This is a genomic window from Sodalis sp. RH14, assembly GCF_047324285.1.
Taxonomy (GTDB): Bacteria; Pseudomonadota; Gammaproteobacteria; order Enterobacterales; family Enterobacteriaceae; genus Acerihabitans.
Map to the genome: position 1 here is coordinate 3,598,432 of NZ_CP178739.1, position 22,601 is coordinate 3,621,032.

General features: G+C 61.4%; 20 protein-coding genes. 4 read left to right on the forward strand and 16 right to left on the reverse strand.

What is annotated here, in order from left to right; genetic code table 11:
- Positions 1–10: 10 nt before the first annotated feature.
- Positions 11–553 (reverse strand): winged helix-turn-helix transcriptional regulator, encoded by a 543-nt coding sequence (locus ACL2XQ_RS16380; protein WP_413739448.1) that lies wholly within the window; start codon positions 551–553, stop codon positions 11–13.
- Between the two features lie 188 nt (positions 554–741).
- Between ACL2XQ_RS16380 and ACL2XQ_RS16385 the strand changes: the two genes are divergently transcribed.
- Positions 742–1,668 carry an MBL fold metallo-hydrolase gene (locus tag ACL2XQ_RS16385; protein WP_413739449.1) on the forward strand — a complete coding sequence of 309 codons (927 nt, stop codon included), beginning with the start codon at positions 742–744 and terminating at the stop codon, positions 1,666–1,668.
- Positions 1,669–1,774: 106 nt separating this feature from the next.
- Here the strand turns inward: ACL2XQ_RS16385 and ACL2XQ_RS16390 are convergent, their stop codons facing one another.
- Positions 1,775–2,590 (reverse strand): aldo/keto reductase, encoded by an 816-nt coding sequence (locus ACL2XQ_RS16390; RefSeq protein WP_413739450.1) that lies wholly within the window; start codon positions 2,588–2,590, stop codon positions 1,775–1,777.
- 431 nt (positions 2,591–3,021) lie between these two features.
- Here ACL2XQ_RS16390 and ACL2XQ_RS16395 point away from each other — a divergent pair, with 431 nt between their 5' ends.
- Positions 3,022–3,708: a GntR family transcriptional regulator gene (locus tag ACL2XQ_RS16395; RefSeq protein ID WP_410014465.1), complete on the forward strand. Its 687-nt coding sequence runs from the start codon at positions 3,022–3,024 to the stop codon at positions 3,706–3,708.
- A 118-nt stretch (positions 3,709–3,826) separates the two neighbouring features.
- Here ACL2XQ_RS16395 and ACL2XQ_RS16400 read toward each other — a convergent pair whose 3' ends face one another.
- Entirely contained in the window at positions 3,827–5,362 is a 1,536-nt protein-coding gene (locus tag ACL2XQ_RS16400) for an MFS transporter (RefSeq protein ID WP_413739451.1), read from the reverse strand.
- A 136-nt stretch (positions 5,363–5,498) separates the two neighbouring features.
- A complete protein-coding gene (uxaC, locus tag ACL2XQ_RS16405; protein WP_413739452.1) occupies positions 5,499–6,902 on the reverse strand; it encodes a glucuronate isomerase in 1,404 nt (467 codons plus the stop codon).
- A gap of 333 nt (positions 6,903–7,235) precedes the next feature.
- Here uxaC and ACL2XQ_RS16410 point away from each other — a divergent pair, with 333 nt between their 5' ends.
- Positions 7,236–7,805, forward strand: coding sequence for a DJ-1/PfpI family protein (locus ACL2XQ_RS16410; RefSeq protein ID WP_410014462.1), 570 nt, complete (start codon positions 7,236–7,238; stop codon positions 7,803–7,805).
- 42 nt (positions 7,806–7,847) lie between these two features.
- Here ACL2XQ_RS16410 and ACL2XQ_RS16415 read toward each other — a convergent pair whose 3' ends face one another.
- From ACL2XQ_RS16415 to ACL2XQ_RS16440, 6 genes are all read right to left on the reverse strand, one after another.
- Positions 7,848–8,978, reverse strand: coding sequence for a M20 family metallopeptidase (locus ACL2XQ_RS16415; RefSeq protein WP_413739453.1), 1,131 nt, complete (start codon positions 8,976–8,978; stop codon positions 7,848–7,850).
- 192 nt (positions 8,979–9,170) lie between these two features.
- Positions 9,171–10,481, reverse strand: a complete 1,311-nt coding sequence (locus tag ACL2XQ_RS16420) for an MFS transporter (protein WP_410014460.1) — start codon at positions 10,479–10,481, stop codon at positions 9,171–9,173.
- A 26-nt stretch (positions 10,482–10,507) separates the two neighbouring features.
- Positions 10,508–11,260, reverse strand: a complete 753-nt coding sequence (locus tag ACL2XQ_RS16425) for an SDR family NAD(P)-dependent oxidoreductase (RefSeq protein ID WP_410014459.1) — start codon at positions 11,258–11,260, stop codon at positions 10,508–10,510.
- A gap of 14 nt (positions 11,261–11,274) precedes the next feature.
- Entirely contained in the window at positions 11,275–12,039 is a 765-nt protein-coding gene (locus ACL2XQ_RS16430) for an acetoacetate decarboxylase family protein (RefSeq protein WP_410014458.1), read from the reverse strand.
- A gap of 33 nt (positions 12,040–12,072) precedes the next feature.
- Complete coding sequence (locus ACL2XQ_RS16435) at positions 12,073–13,284, reverse strand: alpha-hydroxy acid oxidase (RefSeq protein ID WP_413739454.1); 1,212 nt, start codon at positions 13,282–13,284, stop codon at positions 12,073–12,075.
- Positions 13,281–14,135, reverse strand: a complete 855-nt coding sequence (locus ACL2XQ_RS16440; RefSeq protein ID WP_413723195.1) for a fumarylacetoacetate hydrolase family protein — start codon at positions 14,133–14,135, stop codon at positions 13,281–13,283. The genes ACL2XQ_RS16435 and ACL2XQ_RS16440 overlap by 4 nt, the downstream gene beginning before the upstream one ends.
- A gap of 280 nt (positions 14,136–14,415) precedes the next feature.
- On the opposite strand from ACL2XQ_RS16440, the gene ACL2XQ_RS16445 reads away from it, so the two are divergent.
- The gene (locus ACL2XQ_RS16445; protein ID WP_410014455.1) at positions 14,416–15,387 is read left to right on the forward strand and encodes a GntR family transcriptional regulator; all 972 of its coding nucleotides are present in this window, start codon (positions 14,416–14,418) and stop codon (positions 15,385–15,387) included.
- 76 nt (positions 15,388–15,463) lie between these two features.
- Here ACL2XQ_RS16445 and ACL2XQ_RS16450 read toward each other — a convergent pair whose 3' ends face one another.
- From ACL2XQ_RS16450 to ACL2XQ_RS16475, 6 genes are all read right to left on the reverse strand, one after another.
- A complete protein-coding gene (locus ACL2XQ_RS16450) occupies positions 15,464–16,519 on the reverse strand; it encodes a cyclase family protein (protein WP_413739455.1) in 1,056 nt (351 codons plus the stop codon).
- 10 nt (positions 16,520–16,529) lie between these two features.
- Positions 16,530–17,846 (reverse strand): MFS transporter, encoded by a 1,317-nt coding sequence (locus tag ACL2XQ_RS16455; RefSeq protein ID WP_410014453.1) that lies wholly within the window; start codon positions 17,844–17,846, stop codon positions 16,530–16,532.
- An 86-nt stretch (positions 17,847–17,932) separates the two neighbouring features.
- Positions 17,933–19,255: an MFS transporter gene (locus ACL2XQ_RS16460; RefSeq protein WP_413739456.1), complete on the reverse strand. Its 1,323-nt coding sequence runs from the start codon at positions 19,253–19,255 to the stop codon at positions 17,933–17,935.
- 99 nt (positions 19,256–19,354) lie between these two features.
- On the reverse strand, positions 19,355–20,305 hold the full coding sequence (locus ACL2XQ_RS16465) for a phosphoglycerate dehydrogenase (protein ID WP_413739457.1): 951 nt from the start codon (positions 20,303–20,305) through the stop codon (positions 19,355–19,357).
- A 49-nt stretch (positions 20,306–20,354) separates the two neighbouring features.
- A complete protein-coding gene (locus ACL2XQ_RS16470) occupies positions 20,355–21,239 on the reverse strand; it encodes a dihydrodipicolinate synthase family protein (protein WP_413739458.1) in 885 nt (294 codons plus the stop codon).
- A gap of 17 nt (positions 21,240–21,256) precedes the next feature.
- Positions 21,257–22,405, reverse strand: coding sequence for an iron-containing alcohol dehydrogenase (locus ACL2XQ_RS16475; RefSeq protein ID WP_413739459.1), 1,149 nt, complete (start codon positions 22,403–22,405; stop codon positions 21,257–21,259).
- Positions 22,406–22,601: the final 196 nt, after the last annotated feature.

A 22,601-nucleotide genomic window follows, 5' to 3' on the forward strand; every position in this document is an offset into this window, starting at 1 on the left:
GGCTATCCTGTTAAGCACATTTTTTAGCGGGCGGGTTAAAACGCAGGTTGTCATCCCCGGTCGTTTTTTTTAGCTGCAAAAATGCCATGCGGTAGCGCATTTGCTCGCTGGCCACCGGTCCCGGGCCTACCCGATAGGCCGCGTCGGTCATTTTTTCACCGGTTACGGCATCCACCAGTATCGGCTGCGCCGGCACGTTGGTTTCCCGGTTGACCAGCTGTGTCGCGATGCCTTCGGGGGCGAAATGGGCGTTGCCCCAGGCCAGCAACGCCCATAATACCGGCCGGAAATCGCGTCCGGCCTCGGTCAGGTGATATTCGTGGCGGGGAGGCTTATCGCTGTACTGCCTGCGCTCCAGCAGGCCGTTTTCCACCAGTTCGGTTAACCGGCGCGTCAGCATATTGGGGGCGATCTTCAGACTGGCCTCGAATTCATAAAACCGCGTCAGGCCGTAGAAGGCGTCGCGCAGGATCAGCATGCTCCACCATTCCCCTACCCGTCCCAGGCTGCGGGCGATGGGACAGGGCATGGCGCTGAAATCGGTCTTGGTCATGGGCGGGTGCTCCGGCTGGTAACTATCAAGTTGAAAGTAGCATACCGCCAGTGACTATCATCATGCAAGTCTATGCCTAAAAAAAGGCCCATAGGGTATAGTCAAAGCGGGCACTCTCGCGCTGCATGCCGCGCGTAGGGTTTTTGACCGGCCGCCGGCGCGGCATTCTCAATCAAGGCAGGTGTTGCATGTCAGATCATCAGCATAGCGTTTCCCAAGCCGCCACCCTGCGCGTCTGCCGCCCCTGGCCCGGGATCATGGCCTTTTACGACGGGCGCATCCCCCATAAGAGACTTTACGGCGCGCAAGCTAACTGGCTCGATGACGGCGCCTTCTCTCTCGGCACCGCCACCTACGCCATCATCGCGGGCCACGAGGCGGCGGTGTACGATACCCACATGACGCTCGATCACGCCGCGGCGATCCGCGCCATCCTGGAAGAAGAGGGCGTCACCGCCATCAGGGTGATCATGAGCCATTGGCATACCGATCATGTCGCGGGCAACGCGGCGTTCGCCGATTGCGAAATCATCGCCTGCGACCTGACCCGGCAATTGCTGATAGAACACCGCGAAGAGCTGGAAAACGGCGCCCCGCCCATTACGCCGCTGGTCCTGCCCACCACCACCTTTACCGATAGCCTGGACCTGACCGTCGGCGCCCTCTCCCTGGAGCTGCGCCAGTTCGATATCCACAGCGCGGACGGCCTGGTGGTGCGCATCCCTTCGCTGGGGCTGCTGTTGGCCGGCGACACGCTGGAGGATACCCTGACCTATGTCGCCGAACCCGGACGGCTCGCGATACACCTGCGCGAGCTGGCCCGCCTCGGCCAGTGGGATTTCCAGCGGATCCTGCCGAACCACGGCCGCTTAGAGATGATTGCCGCCGGCGGCTACCCGCGCGACCTGATCGCCGCCACGCAGCGGTATGTGGAACAGCTGCTCCGGCTGCCGGCACACCCGGAATTAGCCGCTTTGCCGCTGGTGGAGTTTGCCGCCGCCTCGCTGGCGACCGGCGCGGTGGCCTGGTTCGAACCCTATGAGGCGGTGCACCGGCATAATATCGCCAGCGTGCTGAAGGCGGCCGGCGCCGATTGCCGGCCACAGCCTGGCTGAGTGAGGATCAGCCGCGCGGGAGTTCGCCGCGATTTTCGCGGCAAGGCGGCTGCGGCGCGCGGCTGGACTGCCGCGGGTGGACGTCACGCCGGTTTGCCCGCCGCCATCAGACCAGGGCGATCAGTTCGCGCCGCTGCCGCGGCGTCAGCGCCGGTCCGGTCGCCGCCGCCGCGTTTTCCGCCATGTACCTGGGATTGCCCGTGCCCGGTATGGCGCAGGTGACGGCGGGATTGGCGAGCACGAACTTCAGCGCCAGCTGCGCCCAGGACGCGGCGCCGGCGTCTGCGGCCCAGCCGGGCAGCGGCGTCGCCCCCAGGCGCCTGAGCAGCCCCCCGCCGCCAAACGGCGTGTTGCAGATAACGGCCACCCCTTTGTCACGCGCCAGGGGGAGCAGCCGTTGTTCGGCCGCGCGATCGTCCAGGGCATAGTTAATCTGCAGAAAATCCAGCGGCGTGGCGTTGATGACGCTCTCCAGCGCATCGTACGCCGCGGAGGTATAGTGCGTGACGCCGATATAGCGAATGCGTCCCGCCGCTTTCATCGCGCGCAGGGTGGGCAGGTGCGTTTGCCAGTCCAGCAGATTATGGATTTGCATCAGATCGATGCGATCGGTTTGCAGTAAACGGAACGACGCCTCCATTTGCCGGATGCCGGCCTCGCGTCCGGAGGTCCATACCTTGGTGGCGAGAAAGGCCCGGGGCCGCAGCCGCCGCGCCCCCAGCAGTTCGCCGGTGGTGCGCTCCGCCCGGCCGTACATGGGCGAACTGTCGATAACCGTGCCGCCGGCGGCAAACAACGCATCCAGCACCGCGGGAAGCCGCGCATACTGACTGTCGCCGGGCGCGACATCAAAGCCGCGATAGGTGCCAAGGCCGATAACCGGCAGCGCTTCGCGCGAGGAAGGGATAGGACGGGTCGGCATAGGCGATGCTCCTGGCGAAGGCGGCCGCGGGGATACCGGCGGCGCGCCGAATGAAACCCTTGCGCCCAGGGTGCTCCAGGCCGCCCATCCGGCGCCGAGGCGCAAGAGCCGGCGGCGGGATAACGGCGCCATCGTCAGCCCGCCAGGCCGGGATACCGCCCGGGCGCGATAGACGGCGCACGCCGCAAGGCGCGGCAGGCCCCGGCGTAGCCTGGTGATAGAGATTGACCGCCGATACCCAGGTCGAGCCGTTTTTGCATCCCACGATCCCCCCTACTGTTTGCCCGCCGTTATTACCGCATATAGCTTATCGTATTACTATAAGCCGGCGCCAGCCGACATAACGGCAATAGCGGGTGCATCATCCCTTTAGACTTACCGGCAATTGTAATATATTCAGCTAAGCTATTTGATAAAACGGTCAATATCCTATGTCGCTCACCCATATCCTCCATGCCGGTCAGCCGGTAAATCAGCAGATTTACCGTTTCCTGCGCCAGGAGATTGTCACCTGCATAATCCCGCCGGGTTCGCTGCTTTCCGAAAAAGAAATCTCCGCGCGGTTTAATGTCTCGCGCCAACCCGTGCGCGAAGCTTTTATTAAACTGGCGGAAACCGGGCTGGTCCAGGTATTGCCCCAGCGCGGCACCTTTGTGCGTAAAATCTCCGCCAGGCTGGTGGAGGACGGGCGTTTTATCCGTGAATCGCTGGAAAGCGCCGTGGTACGCCGCGCCGCCAGGCAGGCCCGCCCGGAGTATCTTGAGCGGCTGGAATATAATCTGGAGCTGCAATCGCGCTCGGCGCAAAAAAACGATAGCTTTGAGTTCCTGCGGCTTGATGATGATTTTCACCGGCTTATCGCCGGCAGCATTGATTGCGCCCTCGCCTGGGAAACGGTGGAAAATATCAAGGCGGCGATGGACCGGGTGCGTTTTCTGACCTTAAGCGAAGTCTCGCCGCCGGACCGGCTTATCGAACAGCATCATCATATTCTCCGCGCCATTAAAGCCAAAGACGCCGACGCCGCCGAACAGGCGATGCGCCTCCATTTGCAGGAAATGATTTTCTCCATTACGCCTATTAGCGAGCGCAACGGCGAATGGTTTGAGGATGACTGAATAGCGCGTCATGGGCGTACGGAACGCGGCCGGTGCTACCGGCCGCGGGGATGGCGGGATGAGAAACAGCGGCGCGCGGCGCCGGGAATCCGCCCGGCCGCCGCGGCGCATTAGCCCTTTACGCCGTCTCCGGCGCGGTCGCCGGCGCCACTTCCGGCACGGTATCAGGCCAGACCTTATCATAACTATAGCCGGTCAGGTCTTCGACGACGGCCCGGGTGCGCGGGTCGACCTGGCGTTTATCGCCGTTGTTCTTCAGCCGCTCGATGTCCTGCACCAGAATGGTATGGGTGCGTTTATTCAGTCTGAACGTCAGCGCGACGCACAGCGCCAGCACCAGCAGGCCGCCGGTGCCGATAAACAGCAGCATGGCGATGGTCGTTACCGCCTGCGGGGACTGCACGGCGCTGCCGGTAATAAACCCCCCTTCCTGCAAAATCACGCCGACAAAAAAGGTGGCGATGGCAACACTTGTCTTGCGGGAAAAGGTCATCACCGCGGCAAACAGCCCTTCGCGGCGTTTTTTGGTCACCATCTCGTCGATATCGGGAATAAACGGAAAGACGTTCCAGGGGGTAAATTCCAACAGGCAGCGTCCTATCTGGTAGGTGATGGCGATAGCGTAAAGCATCAGGACCTTGGCCGGCGGATTATTCAGGTACACCGCAAGCAGCGCCCCCAGGCAAACCAGCATAATGGTATAGCCGCAAATATACAGGCGGGAGGGACCGTATTTAATAATCGCCATGCCCGCCAATAACGTCACCGGCAGGCCGATAATACTCAGGGAAAGCAGGCCCGCGGCAAATGACGCGGAGACGCTCAGGCAATACACGCAGAAAAAGACAAAGACGGTATTAAAGATATCCTTGGCGGTAAAAGACAGCAGGTAAATGGCGATATGTTTACGAAAAGCGCGTATTTTCAGCGTCGAGCCATACTCTATCCATAGCCGGCCAAAGCGCTTTAATTGATCGCCAACGCTGTGTTTATCGGTGGATTTGGCGCGATCCAGATCCGCCAGCATGGCCGGCGTCAGCGCCCGCTCCCAGGTCACGCTATACGAGACCATGATGCATACCGCGAACAGCACGGCAAAAAACAGGCCGTTAACCAAATAGGCCGTAGGGTTGTTTTCCCCGAAATGGCCAATCAGCAATCCCGGAATGAAGGTTGCCAGGAACGTGCCCATCGCCGAGAGGAACATGCGGCAGGTCGATAATTTGGTGCGCTGGTTAAAGTCCTTGGTCATTTCCGACGGCAGGGTTTCCCAGGGGATCAGCACCATCGCGGCAATGATTTCAAATAATAAATACACCGACAGATAAAACCAATAATTCATGCCGTTAAGCCACAATAAGGCATAGACCAGCATGAGCGGCGAACCGATTAATAAAAAGAAGCGCCGGCGGCCAAATTTTTTACCAAAATAGTTTTTGTAAAAATGGTCGGTAAAACTTCCCATAAACAGGCTGACGATAGCATCGACAATACGCGCGATACCCACAATCGACGCCGCCTGTATCGGCGACAGGCCGACAAAGGTCGTATAGTAGAACAACAGCCAGGCGCCGATAACGGTAAACGCCCCCCCGCCCATGATATCGGTAAGGCCATAGCCGATACCGATAGGTATTGTGACTTTCCTCGACATAACGTTAAGCCTCTATTTTAAATTTTATGCGGCGAGACAATAGATAATTATTCGCTGCATTTAAAAAATGACGATAAAGTCAAAAATAATATTATGTCTCAAATATTAAATCTGACTCATGCAATAACAGCGATCGCTAAAAATCAAAATAAACCTTGGCATTCTGATAACAAATATTACCGATAAGTTTTTCCAGCAAGGCCTGGTCGGCGGGAATATGTCCCGCCGTGACCCACTCGCCAATCAGATCACATAAAATGCGGCGAAAATAATCATGCCGGGTGTAGGAAATAAAGCTGCGCGAGTCGGTAAGCATACCGACAAAATTCATTAACAGTCCGTGGTCGGCCAGCGTGGTCAGCTGGCGGATCATGCCGCGCCGGGTATCGTTAAACCACCAGCCGGCGCCGAACTGCATGTTCGATTTAACCCCGCCCCCGGTTTGGAAATTGGCCAGCGTGGAGGCCACCACGTCATTGAGCGACGGATCCAGGTTATAAACGATGATTTTCGGCAGGGCGTCCCGTTGCGCCATGGCGTCGAACAGCCGGTTAAGATGCGGCGCGATGTCGGACTGATCGCAAATGGAATCGTAACCGACATTCGCGCCGAGCTGCTGAAACATGCGGGTATTGGCGTTACGCAGCGCGCCAAAATGGATCTGCATGGTCCAGCCGCGTTTGGCGTAAAAGCCGGCCAGCGCCAGCAGCACCGCGGATTGGTAACGGACCTGGTCGTCGCCCGCGAGCGCGTCGCCCGCCCTTTTCCGCTGGAACAGCGCTTCCTGTTCCATTGGCGTGGACGGTAAATAGGCAATACGCGTCAGGCCGTGATCGGAAAGCCTGCCGCCATGCTGGTGGAAATAGCCGACGCGGGCATCCAGCGCCGCCAGGTAGTCGTCAAAACGGTGAATGGCGGCGCCGTTGAGTTGCTCAAGACGGGCGATAAAGCGCCGGAAGACGTCGCCGTCGGCCTCCAGCGCCTCGTCGGGCCTGAACGTCGGCAGCACCCGGGTGGCAAAATCCGCGTCATCGCGCAACGCCTGATGGTATTCCAGGGAATCGGTCGGGGCATCGGTGGTACAAATGACCTCGACATTGGATTGACGTATCAATCCGCGCGGTGAAAACGATGGCTGTTGCAATAGCGGATTGACCCGATCCCAAACGCCCCGCCAGTTTTGACCGTTCAGGGGCTCGGTGATACCGAAATAGAATTTAAGCTCCAGATGGGTCCAGTGGTAGAGCGGATTGCCGACACAAGCCTCGACGGTCTGCGCCCAGGCCTGGAATTTTTCCATCGCACAGGCGTTGCCGGTAATGAATTCCTCGGGTATGCCGTTGGCGCGCATGGCGCGCCATTTATAATGATCCCCGGCCAGCCAGAGTTCGGTCAGGTTGGCAAAAGAACGATCCTCGGCGATAACCCGGGGATCAAGATGGCAGTGGTAGTCGATAATAGGCGCAAGCGCGGCGACCTGATGATAAAGCTCGCGCGCGCAATCGCTCTTTAACAAAAAATCCCGGTCGATAAATGCCATTTCACACCTGCTGATGATAAACAATGCGCACTACCATACTAGATGGTTCAACATAGTGTTTTGAACGCAGTCACACTTCTTGGGCAGGCGGGAAAATATCCCTATCGCGGCTCCGGTTATGACGAAACCTCTCTTAGCGCGCGCATTACGATAAGCCCCCGCCGGCGCAGCGGCGCAGGCCGTCCCGGGGCTGTTTTGTTAGCCAAATGCCATTATTCAGGCGCTTTTTAAGCTAAAATAGCGTCATCAGGGCAGTGAATGCCCGGCTGGCCCTGCGCTGACATGGGCTGAATCTTGTGCCTTTCTCCTCCACCTCTCCAGGGAGTTTTCATCATGACCACAAAAAAGATTTTGCTGCTGGTCGGCGATTACGTCGAAGATTATGAAGCCATGGTGCCGTTCCAGGCATTGCAGATGCTGGGCCATCGCGTGGACGCCGTCTGCCCCGATAAAGGCAAGGGCGAATACGTGCTGACCGCGATCCATGATTTTGACGGCGCGCAGACCTATAGCGAGAAACCGGGCCATCGCTTTGTGCTTAACGCCGATTTTGCCGCCGCGCGGGCGCAGGACTATGACGCCCTGGTGATCCCGGGCGGCCGGGCGCCGGAATATCTGCGGCTCAATCCCGCGGTGATCGCCTTGGTGCAGGAATTTGACGCCGCCGATAAACCCATTGCCGCCGTATGCCACGGACCGCAGATCCTGGCGGCGGCCGGCGTGCTGAAGGGCCGCACCTGCAGCGCCTACCCGGCCTGCGCGCCCGAGATTCGCCTGGGGGGCGGCCAGTATGCCGATATCGGCGTCGATCAGGCCTGGGTGGACGATAACCTGGTCACCGCGCCGGCCTGGCCCGCCCACCCGCAATGGCTGGCAAAATTCGTCGAGCTGCTCGGCCGCTAGCCCTAGCCCCTGAGGCGCTACCGGCGCCATGCCGGCCGCGCCTCAGTCGATTTCTCCGCGGATAATTTCGGCCAGCAGCGCGGCCCGCAGCGGGATATCGGCGATAATGATATGTTCATGGCGGGCATGGATGCCGGCCCCGGTGGCGCCCAGGCCGTCAAGGGTGGCGATGCCCAGCGCGGAGGTGAAATTGCCGTCGCTGCCGCCGCCCACCGCCTTGCCCGCCAGCGCGACGCCCAGCCGTTGCGCGGCGCGTTGCGCCTGGCTAAACAAGGCCATGTTTTGCGGCGTTTGTTCCATCGGCGGCCGGGACATGCCGCCGGTTATCTCGATGCTGATCCCCGGCAGTGTCGCGCAGATGCCGTGAATCGCCGCCAGCAGGCGTTCCGCCTCCGCCATATGCGTGACGCGCAAATCCACGCCAAGGTAGGCCTGGTCGGCCACCACGTTGATTTTGCCGCCGCCCTGCGCCGCCCCGACGTTAACCGTGGTGCCCATCTGCGGCGCGTTCAGGCTGTGCAGATACAGGATTTGATGCGCCATTTCCTGGATGGCGCTGACGCCCTCCTCCGGATTATTGCCGGCATGGGCGGCGCGTCCAGTAATCCTGATATCAAAGCGGCCCACGCCCTTGCGGGCGATTTTCGCCTCATGGGTATGGGCGACGGCCGGTTCCGCCACCAGCACGCGATCGGCGCCGGCCGCCTGCCGCTCTATCCATTGACGCGAGCTGGGGCTGCCCAGCTCCTCATCCGACGGGCATATAAAGACGACCCGTTGGCCGTGCAGCAACCCGCATTGTTGCAAGGCGCGCACCGCCCAGATCGCCTGGACCAGTCCCGCTTTCATATCCAGCACGCCGGGACCGAAAAGCTTGCCGTCCCGTTCAGCCATCTCCAGTTCGTCGAGTTCCCACACGGTATCGAAGTGGCCGAGAATGCAGGTCAGCCCGGGCCCCTCGCCGACGGAAAAGGACAGGTGATCGCCCAGCGTCTCCTGCCGGTATACCTGCGCGTCCGCGCCCAGGCGCTCGACCGCCATGCTTTGCAGCACCGCGCCGCACCGGTCCACCGCGGCTTTATTTAACGACGGCGACTGCGCCTGTACCAGGCGCTTGATATCGCCAAGGAGTTCGCAAGCGTGTCGTTGCAGGTAGTCATAGGGGGTTGGCATGGGTCGGTTTCCTGTCCGGGAGAGCGGGTGGGTGATGACGGATATCTATAACGTACTCTGCATCACATTTCCATACCGGTGTGAGTGAGAACGGCGCAAGCGCCCGCGCGATGGCGGCGACGGCATGGCCAAGACCACCGCCGCTGACCCGTACGGCGTTGCCGCTGGGTTTTATCGTCCTCTTCTCCAGGGCTAATGATGGCGCAGGCCGCTGCGCAGGGTTTCGCCATAGGCCAGCGCGGCGATGAGCGACGCGCCGGCGGCGGCGATGACAAACCAGGCGGGCGACTGCAAATCCCCGGTGGCGCTCACCAGCCAGGTGGCGATAAAAGGCGCGGTACCCCCCAGCAGGGTGACGGGAATATTCAGGCTGACGGACAGCCCGGTATAGCGGATGCGGGTAGGCATGATTTCCGCCATGGCGCAGAGCGCGGTGGCCGAATGCGGGGCAAACGCCAGGCTCATCAGGCACAGCCCCAGCACCGTCTGGTTAAAATTGCCGGCGTTAAGCAGATGAAACGCCGGATAAGTGACCAGCGCAATGGCCAGCGAACTGGCGATCATCAGCGGGCGCCGGCCGATGATATCGCTCAGCCAGGCGAACCCGGGCAGCAGGCAGCAATAGAACGCCAGACTGTACAGATTGGCGCGCTGCGCCTGCGCCAGGGAGAACCCCAGCACCACCGACAGATAGGTGGGCGAATAAATATAATAGATATAAATACAGGCGGAAGGCGCCGCGATCAGCCCCATGCCGATCAGGATGGCGCGCCATTCCTGGCGTAATCCCGTCAGCAGCGGCGCTTTTTCCACCCCGGCGGATTTTTTCACCTTGGCGAAATGCGGCGTTTCCTCCAGCTTCAGGCGCAGATAAAGCCCGACGAATCCCAGGGGCAGCCCCGCCAGGAACGGCAGGCGCCAGCCCCAGGCATGCAGGTCTTCGGCGGACAGCAGGGCGGTCAGCGCCGTCGCCACCCCGCCGCCGGCCAGCAGCGCCAGGCCGATGGTGAAAGTCTGCCAGCCGGTATATAGCCCCCGCCGGTGCGGCGGCGCGTATTCGGAAATAAACGACGTGGCGCCGCCGTATTCGCCGCCCACCGAGATTCCCTGGATCAAGCGGGCCAGCGTCAGGATCACCGGCGCGGCCAGGCCGATGGTGTCGTAGGTCGGCATTAAACCGATGACCGTGGTGGAGCCGGCTATCAGCATAATCGCAATCGACAGCGGTATTTTGCGGCCGTAGCGATCGCCCAGATGGCCGAAGATAATACCGCCCAGGGGACGGGAGGCGTAGCTGATGGCAAACACCGCAAAGGTGAGCAGCAGGCTGGCGGCCTGGTTTTCCGCCGGGAAAAACAGCCGGGCGATCACCGAGGCGAAATAGCCGTAAATCACAAAGTCAAAATACTCGATGAAATTACCGATGCAGGCGGCGACCAGCGCCCGTTTATGCTGCGCGGTCACCCGCGGCGCATACTGCGCCGTGATAATTTTTGAACTCATGGTGCATCTCCTCCAGGGGGATGGGATCAGGCCACGGTGCCGCCGCCGTCTACGACCAGCGACGCGCCGTTAATATGACTGGACGCCGGTGACAGTAAAAACGACACCATCTGCGCCACATCGTCGGGGGTGCCGTACGGCGCCGTCGTCGCCCGTTTGATGCCGCCGCCCGGCGCCTGTTCGGCCGCCATGCGATCGATGGCCTCGATCATGGCGGTTTGCGTGGGACCGGGCAGTACGGCGTTGACCCGCACTTGGCTGCCGACGCATTCCAGCGCGCTGCTCCTGACCAGGCCCAGCACCGCGTGTTTACTGGCGACATAACCGGCCATATTGGCACGGCCGCGTATCGCCGACGTGGAGGCGATGGCCACGAAACTGCCGCCCTGCCGGCGCAGCAGCGGCAACGCGTACTTCAGGCAATAAAAGGTGCCGCAGGTATTTACCGCCAGCACCTGGCGAAACATGTCGCCGGGGTAGTCGCTTATCTCCCGCACGGCGCCCGCCATGCCCGCGCAGCTGACAAACCCCTGGCATCCGCCGTAGAGACGGGCGGCGGCGCCGGCCAGCGCCGCCACATCGCGCTCGCTGCCGATATCGCCGGCCACAGCCGTCGTTTCGGCGCCGAGCGACGCGCACGCGCGCCGGCACGCCTCAAGCGCCTGCGCCTCCTGTTCCGCCAGCACCAGGCGCCATCCCTGCCGCGCCAGGGTTAACGCCACCGCGCGGCCGATGCCGCCGCCCGCGCCGGTAATAATCGCCACCGGATCTGTCATCATGGTGCTCTCCGCGATCAGGGATAAAGACGCGCCAGCAGGCGGCGATCTTCCACGGCGAACCCGCCGCCATACACATCCGAGGTCATGAAATGCGCGCTCAGCACCTCAGGCTCCAGCGCCGCGATGGGATCAAACGGGCTGGCGTGCAATGTCCAGTCGATATGGCCGCGTACCGGCGCCGAATAGCGCAGCGGCGTGCGGCGATAGACCACATCGGCATAGGCGGTGGCCGGTTTTTCCGGATCGGGCAGGCGGCGCACATGGATTTCGCCCGCCGGCTGTTCCGCCTCGTCGGTGAGCAGCACCAGCGGCGCCGCGGCGTCGGGAGTAAAATGGAAATCCGCCAGCGGCACGTTGCGCCGCCGCACCCAGCCGCTGATTCGGCCGTCGTCGGTTTCACGGAAGGCGTAGTGGGTATCCTTTTTGGTGTAGCCGAACAGCTCGCGGCCGGCGCAGATGCCCATCGGGTCGCTGCAATACATGAAGATATGGGTTTGGGTAAACAACGACTGGTAACGCACCGGCACCGTGACCATCAAATCAAACATTTCCCCGCTGTGTAGTGCCAGGGTATGGCCGGGCGAAAGCATAAAACGGAACGCCACCCGGTCGTTGACCAGTTCGAAAGGGGTATCGCGCAGCAACGCCTCTACCTTGCGCCGTTCGACCCGGGTCACCACTTCCAGCGTGCGCAGCGGACATTCCCATTCCACGGGGTAGGCCGGCGCGTAGGGAGGATTGACGCCGCTGTCGGGATGCATTTTGTAATCGCCAAACATATAACACTCCTTTCCAGGATCCAGGGTTGATGTTCAGGGCGCCTCGGCGATGGACCGAAGCGCGGGGGTACGCGGCGCCGGCGCCGAGGCGACGGCAGGCCAGGGATAATCGACAATGGCGTCCGGACCAAGCTGCTCGAGGGCGGTGACGCCGCACAGCGCCATGGTCGCTTCCAGCTCCTTGCGCAGTATGTCAAGGCACAGGGCCACGCCCTGCTCGCCCAGGGCGCCGAGACCGTACAGAAAAGCGCGTCCGATCATCACGCTGTCCGCCCCCAATGCCAGGGCGCGCAGCATGTCCTGGCCGCTGCGGATGCCGCCGTCCATGATGATTTCGCCGGCTTCCCCGACGCTGTCGGCAATCGCCCGCAGCGCGCTGATGCTGGACGGCGCGCCGTCCAGTTGCCTGCCGCCGTGGTTGGAAACGACAATGGCGTCGGCGCCGGCGCCGAACGCCCGGCGGGCGTCGCCGGCGTCCATGATGCCTTTAACAATCAGCCTGCCGCCCCAGCGCTGCTTCACCCAGTCGATATCGTCCCAGGTAACGGTACGGTCGAACTGACGGCTGACCCACTCGGCAAAACCCAGGGTATCGGTGACTCCCCGCGCATGGCCGACGATATTGCCGAACGTCCGGCGCGGCGTTCTGAGCATGGCGGCGCACCAGCGCGGGCGCGACAGCATGGACAGGATGCCGGACGCGGTCAGCGCCGGCGGCACCGACAGGCCGTTGCGGATATCCTTATGGCGCTGCCCCTGGATCGGCAAATCCAGCGTCAGCACCAGGGCGGAACAGCTTGCCGCGCGGGCGCGGGCGATCAGATCGGCGATAAACCCCCGATCCTTCATCATATACAGCTGTAGCCAGAACGGCTGCGCGAGCCGGGCGGCCAGATCCTCGATGCTGCAGATGCTGACGGTGGACAGGGTGTAGGGCACGCCGGCCGCCGCCGCCGCGCGGGCGGCCAGAATTTCGCCATCCGGCCAGATCATGCCGGTCAGGCCGGCGGGCGCCAGCGCCAGCGGCAGCGCGGCCGGCTGACCCAAAATGGTGGCGCGGGTACTGATATCGGCGACATTGCGCCCGACCTGCTGGCGGAAATGCAGCCGCGCCAGATCGAGGCTATTGGCGCGGTAGGTGGACTCGGTCCAGGATCCGCTGTCGACATAATCGTAAAATAATCCCGGCACGCGCCGCCGTGCCAGGCGGCGGAGATCGTCCACGCAGGTGATGACCGGCTTCATAAGCCCGCCCCGGCCGCGACGACGGGATTATCCTGCTCGCCCAGCCCGCCGATGCCCGCCCTTACCCGCTGGCCGGGCGCCAGATAGACCGGCGGCCGTAATCCCATGCCCACGCCCGCCGGGGTGCCGGTGGCGATAATATCCCCCGCCTGCAGGCTCATAAACCGGCTGACATAGGCCAGCAGTTCCGCCACGCCGAAAATCATATCGCGGGTGGAGCCGTCTTGGCGGCGCACGCCGTCCACCTCCAGCCACAGCGGGAGATCCTGCACGTCGGTAATCTCATCCGGCGTCACCAGATACGGCCCGAGGGGCGCAAAAGTATCGGCGCATTTGCCTTTATCCCACTGGCCGCCGCGCTCCAGCTGATAGGCGCGCTCCGACACATCGTTGAACAGGCAGTAGCCCGCCACGTGTTCCATCACCCGCCCCGGCTCCAGGTAACGTCCGTCCTGGCCGATAACAATCCCCAGCTCCACTTCCCAGTCGACCTTGGCCGCCCCGGGAGGAATTTCGATCGCGTCAAAAGGACCGGTGATGGCGCTGGCCGCTTTTAAAAACAGGATAGGCTCGGTGGGCAACGCCATCCCGGCCTCCCGGGCGTGGTCGCGATAATTCAGTCCGACGCAAATGATTTTACCCACCCCGGCGATACAGGGCCCCAAACGCGCCTGCGCCGGAACCCGCGGCAATGTGCGCGCATCCAGGCCGTGCAGCCGCCGCAGCTGGCCGGAGGAAAGCGCGGCCCCGCGCCAGTCGTCGATTACGCCGCCCAGATCGCGCCGCTCTCCCTGACGGTCAATCATGCCGGGCCGTTCCCGCCCGGCGTCTCCCCACCGAAATATCTTCATCCGTCTTCCCCTTGCCCGGCCATCACCGGCTGGCGACGGCGCAGGCATTAATATGTACTTTGCATACAAAACACATTTACTTAAGGCGAAATGCATCAACATGTCAAAAAAAAGTTAACGAAATGATAAATCCGTCACTTTTTATGCCCTGGATGTGAGAGCGATCACGTAAGGAGTTTGATGCGTTGGGACGGCATAATGAAAAACGATGCCGCTAGCCGATGGCGGCGATTTGATTGTGATATGCTGATAAACAGGTACTCATTGAAATGATTAAGCTATGTCGGAATCTACGGATAAACACTCTATTCAGCATCGCGCCTATCAGCTGTTGAAATCCATGATCGACGACGGCCGGCTCTCTCCGGGCGAAAGACTGCTGGAGGTGCATGTGGCCAAGGCGTTCGGCATCAGCCGTTCCCCGGCGCGCCATGCGCTGAAAAGACTCTGCGAGCAACAGCTTATCCAGGAAGTCGAGGGGCGCGGTTATGAAGTGGCCGGCGCGCGCGCGACGGACGGCGTGGCGCACCATGCCAATCTGGATATGATCAAAATCCCGGCCGTAGCGCGCTGGGAAAGCATGTACGGCCAGCTGGAACAGGCGCTGTGCGCCAGTATTATTTTCACGTCCGTGCGTATTATCGAAGAACGCGTGGCGGAACATTTTAACGTTAGCCGCACGGTGGTAAGGGATGTGCTGGCCCGGATGCACAGCGTCGGGCTGGTCAGCAAAGACGCGCCCGGCCGCTGGATTGCGCCCCAGGTGACGCCGGAACGAACGCATCATCTCTACGAAATCCGCTGGCTGCTCGAGCCGCCGGCCCTGCTGCAGGCCGCGCCCCGGGCGCCAAGGCTTCATATGGAGCAGGCGCGCAACCGGGTAAAACAATCGCTGGGCGGCTTTCCGCGCGACGGGTTTAACATGGATGTGGTCGAAAACGATTTGCACGACATTTTATTGTCGTATTGCCCCAATAAAGAGATCCTGCAGACGCTGGCGCGCACACGGATTTTATTTGTTCCCACCCGCTATTTATTTGATCCGGTGCTGCAAATCCCGCTATCGTTAATCGAGGATGCCCTGCACGAGCACCTGCACATCTACGATCTGCTGCTGGCCCATGACCATCAGGGGGCGGCGGATACCCTGTGCCGCCATCTCCAGCGTGCGGATGAACGCTGGCTGCAGCGGTTCAGCAGCGCTTTCGGGCTGCCCAAGGTGCAAATTCCCGCCTATCTGGTGCCGCTGTGACGTCCGGGCCCCTTTTTCGCTGACCTCCCGGCCGCGTCGCCGGGACGTCGGTACGGGGATCTCTTTTTATCACGGCTTACACCGTGGCAACCGGCGTGACGGGCGAGCCTACCGCGCCCGGCAGCCGCAATGGCGGCGCGGTCAGCAAGAACGCGTGGCGTTGATGGGCGCAAAGCCAATCGGCGAGTTCGCTTAAATGCCACAGCTCGCCCAGGTAAACGCCCAGCCGGAACAGGCACAGATCGTGCAGGGGATGCGAGGGATAAAAATCCTGGTGCAACGGGCGCGCCGGCAATATTTCCACGGCCGGATTGTCGGCGATTAACGCTACCACGCCGCATTCTGCAACCCATTGGCGCAGCGCCGGATCGCCGCCGTCCAGGCCGGCAAAATGATGTGCGAGATAATCCGCGTCCGGGGCGCCGCCCATGGCAAATATAGCCTCATCCATACCGGTACGGAAACACACCATATCCCCGGGCCGGATGACGATATTGTCCGCCGCCAGGATCTGTTGCAGCTGCGCATAGCCAAAGGCAAAGCGCCGGATGCCGAAATGCTTTTTGATGTCGATCATCACCGCCCGGCCCTGGACGCCATGCCGCGCCATATTTTCAATACCCAGCCGCTTTGCGCCCTGGTGGCCGCCCTGGCCGCAGCCGCAGCCGCAGCCGGGCCGGAAATCACGCTCGCCGATGATATCCACACCGGCGCGGTAGCCGTTATAGAACACCATTTCGGGCGTGCCGTCGCCGCGCACGTCGAACCATTGGCCCATATGCGCCAGGCTGTCCCACTGCGTGGAATATTGCAGCGCCAGCGTCACGCTGTCGTCGCAGATAATATCGGTCAGGCGAGCGTCATCGCGCGACAGCGGATAGGTCATGTTGGGATGCTCGCCGCGCCGCGTGGCGTTAAGCCTGGGCGGCGGCCGCCTGGGATTCATCGCCGTGCCGCCGGGCAGATCCAGCGGCAGGCTCAGGCAAAAGGTGCGACCGGTTTTTACCTCGGCCACGCCCTCGCGCACTTTCTCAGGCGTCAGCAAATTAAGCCGGCCCAATTGATCGTCGGGGCCAAAATCGCCCCAGGTGGCGTATTCCGGACGCCGGGTCCAACGCGTTTGTTCGCTCATCGTCCTCTCCTTACGCCTGCGGGGTTAAGCGCATCGGCTCGACCCTGGGCAGCCACACGGCATAAATCAACGCGCCGAACAGCCCCACGATCCCCGCCAACACCAGGGGAATCACAAAAGAATGGGTAAACTGCATCAGCACGCCTATCAGTATCGGTGAAATAATGCCGGCGAGATTGGCCGCCATATTCTGGATGCCGCCGATGGTGGCGACATTGGCGCGGTTGGGGGCCACGTCCGAGGGCAGCGCCCATAGCGCCGCCGAGGCGAAGGTCGCGGCAAAGTTGGCGAAGCAGAGCGCGGACAGCGCCAGGGTGACGGTAGGTGAAAAAGCGGCCAGGCCAATCACCGAGCTGCCCAGCATACCGCCCACCAGCGGAATTTTACGCGCCACCGACAGCGAAACGCCGCGCCTTACCAGGCTGTCCGATAGCAGCCCCCCGCACCAGCCGCCGACAATGGCGGCGATACCGGGCAACATGCCCAGCAGGCCGAACTTCATCAGCGAAAGATGGAAGGTTTCCACCAGATAGGTGGGAAACCAGGTAAAAAAGAAATAGGAAACAAAGTTGATACAGAAAAAGCCGGCCATCATGGCCTGCACGGTACGCTGCGCCATGAGCTGGCGCACGCTCATCGGCGCGCCGGTGGCCTGCTCCTGGTTGGCCTCGATAAACGCCACCTCCTCCCGCGACACCGTGCCGTGCTGGCGGGGGTCGCGATACCACAGGTACCAGCCTGCCGCCCAGATGACGGCCACCAGGCCGGAAATGACAAAGGTCATGCGCCAGCCCACCCCGGCTATCAGGAACGAGATCAACGGGATAGCCAGGGTGCCGCCGATTTTGCTGCCGTTATTAAAGGTGGCGGCGGCAAAACTGCGCTCCTGGCGCGGAAACCAGCGGGTGACGGTCGCCGCGCTGGCGGGATAGCTGGGGGCCTCGACGGCGCCGAGCACAAAACGGAACCCCACCAGGGCGCCGATGCCGTGCGCCAGGCCGCAGGCGGCGGTGGCCAGGCCCCAGCCCAGGCTGCTGATGGCGAAGGTTACCCGCGGTCCCCACTTATCCACCAGCCAGCCGCCGGGCAGTTGAAATAACACATAGCTCCAGAAAAAGGCGGACAACAGCAGGCCGCTGTCGGTGCTGGATAAATGCAATTCCTCCGACATAAACGGCATCGCCACGCTCATGGCGGCGCGATCGATATAATTGATCGCGATGCCGACGGACAGTACGGTGAGAATAAGAAAGCGCATTTTTCCCATAGCCCTCGCGTTAACGACGGTCTCGGGCATAGCCGCGCTGTTATTGGAATCAAGCGACATAAAGCCTCCATAACATGATGGTTAACGGCAGGTATCCGAACACACATCATCGCGCCGGCGGCGGCCGGGCGATGATGTGCGGCAGGCTAGGCACGGCTGCCCAGGGACACCGGCCGTTTGCCCGCCGGGGCGTCTTCGACGATGGGCTCCACCTTCCCCATCAGGAACAGGTAGTTGATAATGCCGAGCACCACCAGCCCGGCGGAGAACACCAGCGCAAAGGTAAACGAGCCGGTGGCCGCCACGATGGCGCCGGTCACGATGGGACCGATGGCGCCCCCGAGGTTGGAGACGGTATTTTGCAGGCCGGCGACGATGGAGACGCTGTTTTTCGGCGCCACATCGCCGGGCAGCGCCCAGACCTGCGAAGCCGCGACGGTGGTGCCGGATTTCGCCACGCACAGCAGCAGCACGGTCATGAAAATGGAATCCGTAAACGGGGCGAAACCGATGCACAGCGCCATCAGCAGGCCGACTGTCAGGAACAGCTTGCGCGTGGCGGTCAATGACAGGCGCCCGCTCTCCACCACGCGATCCGAGGCCCAGCCGGCGACCACTTCAATCACCATGCCGCAGATCAGCGGCAGCGCGGCCACCATGCCCATCTTGATAAAATCCATGCCCTTTTCCTGCACCAGATAGGTCGGCAGCCAGGTGATAAAGAAATAGGAGGTATAGTTTATGGTGAAAAAGCCCAGGCACATGGCCCAGATATTGCGATAGCGCAGCAGCTTGTACCACCGCATCGGCAGCACGGATTTGTCGCCGTGTTTCTGCACCTGTCCGTCCAGGATATAGCTGACTTCCTGCGCGCTGATGCGTTTATGATCCGCCGGGTTTTCGGTATAGATGAAATACCAGGCGATCACCCACAGTATGCCGATGCCGCCGATGATCATAAACGTCAGCCGCCAGTCCACCATATAAATCATCCATACGATAAGCGGCATGGCCACGGCGCCGCCGAACTTCGAGGCGCTGTCGAACAGGCCGGAGACGGTGGCGCGTTCCTTATCGGGGAACCAGCGCGCGGTAATGCCGGCGTTGCTGGGATACGCCGCGGCCTCGCCGACGCCCAATGCCAGGCGCAGCGCCAGCAGGGATTTAAACCCGGTGGCCAGCCCCATGACCGAGGTGGCGATGGACCACCAGGCCACCGCCAGGCCGAGCCCCTTTTTCTGGCCGAAACGGTCGGCAAACCAGCCGGCCGGAATTTGCAGCAGCGAATAAGACCAGAAAAACGCAGCCATGATAAAGCCCATCATTTCCGCGTTCAGGCTGAGTTCTTTGATCAGGTGCGGCGCAGCGGCGGAGAGTACGGTGCGATCAATATAGTTAATGGCAATGGCCAGCCACATCAGTCCGGCGACCCACCAGCGAATGCGCGATTTAGCAGCTATTGTATTCATCGTCAACGAGCCTGTAGAGGAGAGGTTTAAGTCGCCGGATAACGTATTATCCGGCATTGCATACCAGGCGGCGGCCGCGCCCGTTATTTTTCGACGCCGTTATAGCGCGTTCATGATATTCACCGGCCGCTCATGCTGGCAGACGCACTGGATAATCTGCTGTACGCAGCGTTCGCCGATGGCGCTGATGGCGCCGTCGGTATAGCCGGCGATATGGGATGTCGGCAGGAAATTAGCCAGCGTAAACAGCGGATGGGCGGCCAGCGGCTCCTGGGTAAACACATCGGCGGCCGCGCCGGCGATGACCCCGTCGCTGAGCGCCGCATACAGGTCCTGTTCGTTAACCACGCCGCCGCGCGCCACGTTGATCAGGAACGCCGAGGACTTCATGCGCTTGATGCGCGCCGCGTCGAATAAATTGCGCGTCTCATCGGTCAGCGGCGTATGCAGGGTAATAAAATCGCTTTCGGCGGTCAGCCTGTCCAGCGTGACGAATTCGACGCCGTGTTCGGCGGCAAAACGTTCGTCCGGGTAAAAATCAAACGCCAGCACGCGCATAGCGAATCCCCGCGCCCGCAGGGCCACCTGCTTGCCGATATTGCCCAGGCCGACAATGCCTAAGGTCTTGCCGTAGACGTCGGTGGCAAAAATACGCGGCCAATCGCCCGCGCGCGTGCCGGCCACCGCCTGCGTCACCTGGCGCGCGCCGCTCAGCATCAGGGAAAAGGCAAAGTCGGCGACGGCATGCTTATTGGCGTCGGGTACGTTGGTGACGTAAATGCCGCGCGCGCGCGTGGCGTCCAGATCGATATTATCGACGCCGACGCCATGTTTGCAGACGATCTTCAGGCCGGGCGCCGCGTCGAGCAACGCGGCGTTGACCTCGGTAAAGGCGACGATCATCGCCACCGTGTCCGCCAGATGCGGCTCAAGGGCGGCAAGGGGCGCGTCCGCGGGTAACATTATCAGTTCAAAACCCTGTGCTAGCAGCCGGTCGATGGGGGAAGCATCGTATTTGGCAAACGAGGGCGAGGTGCAGATCACTTTCATCGTAGCGTCCTGGTAGGTCACAAGGCGGCACCCGGGTGCCGCGCCGCCATCACTGCAGATATTGATTCACGATCTGGCGAATCTTCTGCTCCTGTTCCGCGCTGAACCGGACGGCGTAACGGCTTTCGCCCACGTCATGGCCCATCAGCGCCACCGCTTTTTTCACCGCCGCCGGAGAAAAGGCCACGCTGTAAAGATCGGTGCGCAACCCTGTCACGTTTTCCTGCGCCCGGCGCGAACCCGCGATATCGCCGGTACGGAACAATGACCAGATGGCGTTGATTTCACGGGGCGCGACGTTGGCCAGCCCGGAAATACAGGCGGTGCAGCCGTCGACAAACCCCTGGTGAATCAGGGAGTCAGGGCCGTTCAGCACGTTAAAACCGTCGATGTCCGCGGCGACTGCCAGGAAACCACTCAGGCTTTCGTAGCTGCCCGCGCTGTCCTTGATACCGATAATATTGGGGTGCTGCGCCAGGGCGCGCACGGTATCCGGCTGTAACGTATTGCCGGTGCGCGCCGGAATATTGTAGAGGAATACCGGCACCTCGAGGGCGTCCGCCACCGCCCGGTAGTGAGACATTAATTCATCCTGTTTCAGCGGCACAAAATACGGCGTGATCACCGAAACCGCGTCGACCCCCAGTTTGGCCACCTGCCGGCCAAGGCGAATGGTATCGCGCGTGGATATTTCACCGATATGGGCCACCACCGCCGCCTGGCCCGCCGTTTCATCGACGCAGGTTTCGGTAACCGCCAGCTTTTCACGCTCGTTAAGCACGAAGAACTCGCCGTTGGTGCCGCCGCAGAAAATCCCGTTGCCGGCGTCCAGCTGGCGCCGGATCTGCGCGCGCATCGCCTTGGGATGGTATTCGCCTTGAGGGTCGAAGGTGGTGACGATGGCGGTCAGTACGCCTTGAATAGTGTGGTTCATAATATCCTCTTGATTAATCAATAATTCTTTTGCGGAAATAACGCCAGGTAGATGCCGCGGACATCCGCCGCGCTCACGGGCGCGGGGACATTTTTCATCAGCCGCTGTACATCCAGCGCCGCCGTCACCAGATAAGAGAGATTATCGGCGGCGATCCCCAGCTCATCCAGGCTGGCGGGAAGCCGCAGACGTTTTACCAGCGCGGCGAAATAGTCCACCAGCGCGTGTGATTTCTCTTCCTCGTTAAGCGACGTATCGGCCGTGGGCAGCAGATCGTAGGCCCGGACGAATTTCTTTACCGCCGCCGGCCGTACGAAGCGCATGCAGGGAGCGAGCAGGATAGCGTTGGCCACGCCGTGCGGAATATGGTACTTGCCGCCCAACGGGTAGGACATGGCGTGGACCAAATGGGTGCCGGCGTGGGCAATCGCCGCGCCGCCGTAATAGGATGCCCACAGCATATCCAGACGCGCTCCCAGGTTGGCGGGCTCGGCCACCGCGGTTTCCAGGCTGGCGAACAGTTTTTTCAGGCCGATCAGGGCATAGTTATCGCTGACCGGGTTGGCGACGGTGGCGGTAAAACATTCGATTAAGTGGCATAACGCATCGATGCCGGTGGAGGCGGCGATATGCGCGGGCATGCTGGTGGTGAGTTCCGGCGCCAGCGCCACGATATCGGGCAGCATGATCGGCGAAATGATGCCGACTTTGGTCTCTTGTTCCGGAATGGCCAGTATGGCGTTGGGCGTGGCTTCCGAGCCGGTGCCGGCGGTGGTGGGGATCAGCATCGAGGCGACGCGGGCGCGCGGTTTTTCGCCGGCCAGCAGCGCGTCAAGCGTCGGCGCGCCGGGCACGCACAGCACCGACAACAGTTTCGCCACATCCAGCACGCTGCCGCCGCCGATGCCGATAACCATATCGACGTCCCGCACCTCCAGCGACGCCAGGATGCGCGCGACGTCATGCTGACTCGGCTCCGGCGGCACGCTGTCGATAATATCCACCCGGCGGTCCGGGCTGCGCGCCTGTGCCATCACCGCGCGCACCGCGGGTATGGCGGCGATATTTTTATCCGTCACCAGCAGCACGCGCCGCTTATCCTTAATAATGTAGCCGATGTCGCTAAGCGCCTGGTAACCGCTGATAACGGTGCTATTGATATTCATTAATCCCGCCTCGCCTCCGACGCCCTGTTCTGATGTCGTTATATTGATTATATTTTGTCATTTTGACCGCATTACTCTTGCCTGTCTTGGCTATTTTATAGGTTATATGCGCCATGATTACCTTGATCATGCTCACATTTAATCAATTATGATTTTATATAATCACAAACAATCATTTTGTCGCCGGCGGGGTAAG